Genomic DNA, 3,831 nt, shown 5'->3' on the forward strand with positions numbered 1-3,831 from the left:
TGCGCTACGGCAAGATCGTCATCATGGCCGACGCCGACGTCGACGGCCAGCACATCGCCACCCTGCTGCTGACCCTACTGTTCCGCTACATGCGGCCGCTGATCGAGCAGGGGCACACCTATATCGCCATGCCGCCCCTGTACCGCCTGAAATGGGTTGGTGCCGAGCACGAGTTCGCCTACTCCGACGCCGAGCGCGACCAGCTGCTGGCCGCCGGCGCGGAGGCCGGGCGCCGCCTGCCCAAGGAGGGCGGTATCCAGCGCTACAAGGGCCTGGGCGAGATGAACGACCACGAGCTGTGGGAGACCACCATGGATCCGGCCAACCGGATCCTCAAGCGGGTCACCCTCGACGAGGCCGCCGACGCCGACGAGACCTTCTCCATCCTGATGGGGGACGACGTCGAGCAGCGCCGCTCCTTCATCCAGCGCAACGCCGCCGACGTCCGCTTCCTGGACATCTAGGCGGGCATCCGGGCCCGATCGGGGGCGCCGCGCGGTCCTCCGCGCCGTCCGGACCCGCGCCGCCGGCCCGCCTGGGCCCCACCCGAGCCACACCGCATCTGCAGTTATCCCATGAGCAAAGGAATTCCGTGAGCGACGAGACCACCGAGCTTCCCGCTGTCGAGGCGACCGGGGACCGCATCCACCCGGTCGACCTCCAGATGGAGATGCAGCGCTCTTACCTCGACTACGCCATGAGCGTCATCGTCGGGCGCGCCCTGCCCGACGTGCGCGATGGACTCAAGCCGGTTCACCGCCGCGTCCTGTACGCCATGTACGACGGCGGCTACCGCCCCACCGCATCCTTCTCCAAGTCCTCCCGCGTGGTTGGTGAGGTCATGGGTAACTACCACCCCCACGGCGACGCCGCCATCTACGACGCACTCGCCCGCCTGGTGCAGTGGTGGTCGCTGCGCTACCCGCTGGTGGCCGGGCAGGGCAACTTCGGCACCCCCGGCAACCTGGGCCCGGCCGCCCCCCGGTACACCGAGTGCAAGATGGCGCCGCTGGCCATGGAGATGGTCCGGGACATCGAAGAGGAGAGCGTCGACTTCCAGGACAACTACGACGGCCGTAACCAAGAACCCGTCATCCTGCCCGCCCGCTTCCCCAACCTGCTGGTCAACGGCTCGGAGGGCATCGCGGTGGGCATGGCCACCCGCATCCCCCCGCACAACCTGCGTGAGGTCGCCAGCGGCGTCCAATGGTTCCTGGACCACCCCGACGCCTCCCGTGAAGAGCTGCTGGAGGCGCTGATTGAGCGCATCCCCGGCCCCGACTTCCCCACCGGAGCCACCATCCTGGGGCGTCGCGGCATCGAGGACGCCTACCGCACCGGCCGCGGCTCCATCACCCAGCGGGCCGTGGTCAACGTCGAGGAGATCCAGGGCCGCCAGTGCCTGGTGGTGACCGAGCTGCCCTACCAGGTCAACCCCGACAACCTCGCCGATAAAATCGCCCAGCTGGTGCGTGACGGCCATATCACCGGCATCGCCGACATCCGGGATGAGACCTCCGGCCGCACCGGTCAGCGATTAGTCATCGTCCTCAAGCGCGACGCGGTCGCCAAGGTCGTCCTGAACAACCTGTATAAGCGCACCCAGCTGCAAGACAACTTCCCCGCCAACATGCTCGCCCTGGTGGACGGAGTGCCCCGCACCCTGTCCCTGGACGGTTTCGTGCGTCACTGGGTGAACCACCAGATCGACGTGATTGTGCGCCGCTCGAAGTTCCGACTGCGCAAGGCCGAGGAGCGCCTGCACATCCTCGCCGGACTGCTCAAGGCCATCGACGCTCTGGACGCCGTCATCGCCCTGATCCGCCGCTCGCCCACCACCGAGGAGGCGCGCACCGGACTGATGGAGCTGCTTGGTGTCGACGAGGCCCAGGCCGAAGCCATCCTCTCCCTCCAGCTGCGCCGTCTGGCCGCCCTGGAGCGCCTGAAGATTCAGCAGGAGTCCGACGAGCTGACCGCGCGCGTGGCCGATTTGAAGGACATCATCGCCGACCCCGCCCGCCAGCGCCGCATTGTCTCCGAGGAGCTGGCGGAGATCGTCGACAAGTACGGCGACGAGCGCCGCACCAGGATCCTCCCCTTCGATGGGGAGATGAGCGCCGAGGACCTGATCCCCGAGGAGGAGGTCGTCGTCACCATCACCCGCTCCGGATACGCCAAACGCACCCGCACCGACGCCTACCGCTCCCAACACCGCGGCGGCAAGGGAGTGCGTGGTGCGGCCCTGCGCGAGGACGACGTCGTCGACCATTTCTTCGTCACCTCCACCCATAACTGGCTGCTGTTCTTCACCAACCTCGGCCGCGTCTACCGGGCCAAGGCCTATGAGCTGCCCGAGGGCGGCCGTGACGCCAAGGGGCAGCACGTGGCCAACCTGCTGGCCTTCCAGCCGGACGAGGAGATCGCCCAGGTGATGGAGCTGGGCGACTACAACCAGGCCGACTACCTGGTGCTCGCCACCCGTCGCGGCCTGGTCAAGAAGACCCGCCTGGCCGAGTACGACTCCAACCGCTCGGCCGGACTGATCGCCATCAACCTGCGTGAGGACGCCGAGGGCAACCCTGACGAGCTGGTCTCTGCGGCGCTGCTATCGGCCGGGCAGGACCTGCTGCTGGTCTCCCGGCACGGGCAGGCCCTGCGTTTCACCGCCGACGACGGTGTGCTGCGTCCCACCGGCCGCGCCACCAGCGGCGTGACCGGCATGCGTTTCCGTGACGGCGATGCCCTACTGGCTATGGACGTGGTGGACCCGGCCTGGGAGGACGCCGACCTGTTCGTGGTGACCGAGGGCGGCTACGCCAAACGCACCCTGGCCACCGGCTATCCGGTGAAGGGACGTGGAGGCCTGGGTGTGAAGGTCGCGAATCTGGTGGAGGAGCGCGGCGACCTTGTAGGCGCCCTGACCACCGCCCCCACTGACGAGGTCCTGTGCATCATGGCCTCCGGCAAGGTGGTGCGCAGCGCCGTCGCCGAGGTGTCCCGCACCGGCCGCAACACCCGCGGTGTCACCTTCGCCAAGCCCGACGCCGGTGACCGCATCATCGCCGTCGCCCGTAACCCCGAGCAGGAATTGGCGGAGCAGGTGGACGGATCAGCCGACTCGGCGGCGTCCGCTGACGAGGCCGGCGTTGAAAGCGTCGTGACAGACACCGGGGTGGACGCTGCGAGCGAGGGCACGGACACGGTATCGTCTGAGAACGACGAGAGTGAGGTCCAGGCATGAGCCAGCCGGAGTCGTTCCCGCCCGCGACGGGCGGACAGAACGCGTCCCCGAGCGCGCCCCCAGCGGCCGCGTCCGGAGACCAGCAGCACAGTCCAACACAGACCAAGACCATCGCCGGCCCACGTCGGGTGAGGCTGGCGCTGACCCGTATCGACCCCTGGTCGGTCATGAAGGCTTCATTCCTGCTGAGTGTGGCCGCCGGCGTCATGGTGGTGGTGGCCGCCGCCTTCGTGTGGTTCATGCTGGATGCCATGCACGTGTTCTCCACCATCCAGGATCTGGTGGGCACCGTCATGGACTCCACCAACAACGCCTACTCGGCGCTGATCGAGTACATGAAGTTCTCCCGCGCCATCTCCATGGCCACTGTCATCGCCGTCGTCAACATCATCCTGACGACCGCGCTGGCCACTCTTGGCGCGTTCCTGTACAACATCACGGCGGCGCTCGTCGGTGGGGTTCATCTCACACTCGCGGATGAGTGATCGCATTTGGCTGTTGGTGACTCGGTGGGCTAGTCTCTTCCGCGTCGCAAGGGCCTATAGCTCAGTTGGTTAGAGCGCATCCCTGATAAGGATGAGGTCGCTGGT

3 protein-coding genes are annotated in these 3,831 nt (G+C 67.5%); all 3 read left to right on the forward strand.

Annotated elements, in window-relative coordinates:
• The coding region (locus Q4A20_RS14865) for a toprim domain-containing protein (RefSeq protein WP_303124166.1) at positions 1 to 464 on the forward strand (464 nt) is incomplete at its 5' end.
• 128 nt (positions 465 to 592) lie between these two features.
• Positions 593 to 3,241, forward strand: a complete 2,649-nt coding sequence (gyrA, locus tag Q4A20_RS14870; protein WP_303124168.1) for a DNA gyrase subunit A — start codon at positions 593 to 595, stop codon at positions 3,239 to 3,241.
• On the forward strand, positions 3,238 to 3,726 hold the full coding sequence (locus tag Q4A20_RS14875) for a DUF3566 domain-containing protein (RefSeq protein ID WP_303124170.1): 489 nt from the start codon (positions 3,238 to 3,240) through the stop codon (positions 3,724 to 3,726). The genes gyrA and Q4A20_RS14875 overlap by 4 nt, the downstream gene beginning before the upstream one ends.
• Positions 3,727 to 3,831 lie beyond the last annotated feature (105 nt).

It is taken from the genome of Actinomyces sp. (genome assembly GCF_030530635.1).
Taxonomy (GTDB): domain Bacteria; phylum Actinomycetota; class Actinomycetes; order Actinomycetales; family Actinomycetaceae; genus Actinomyces.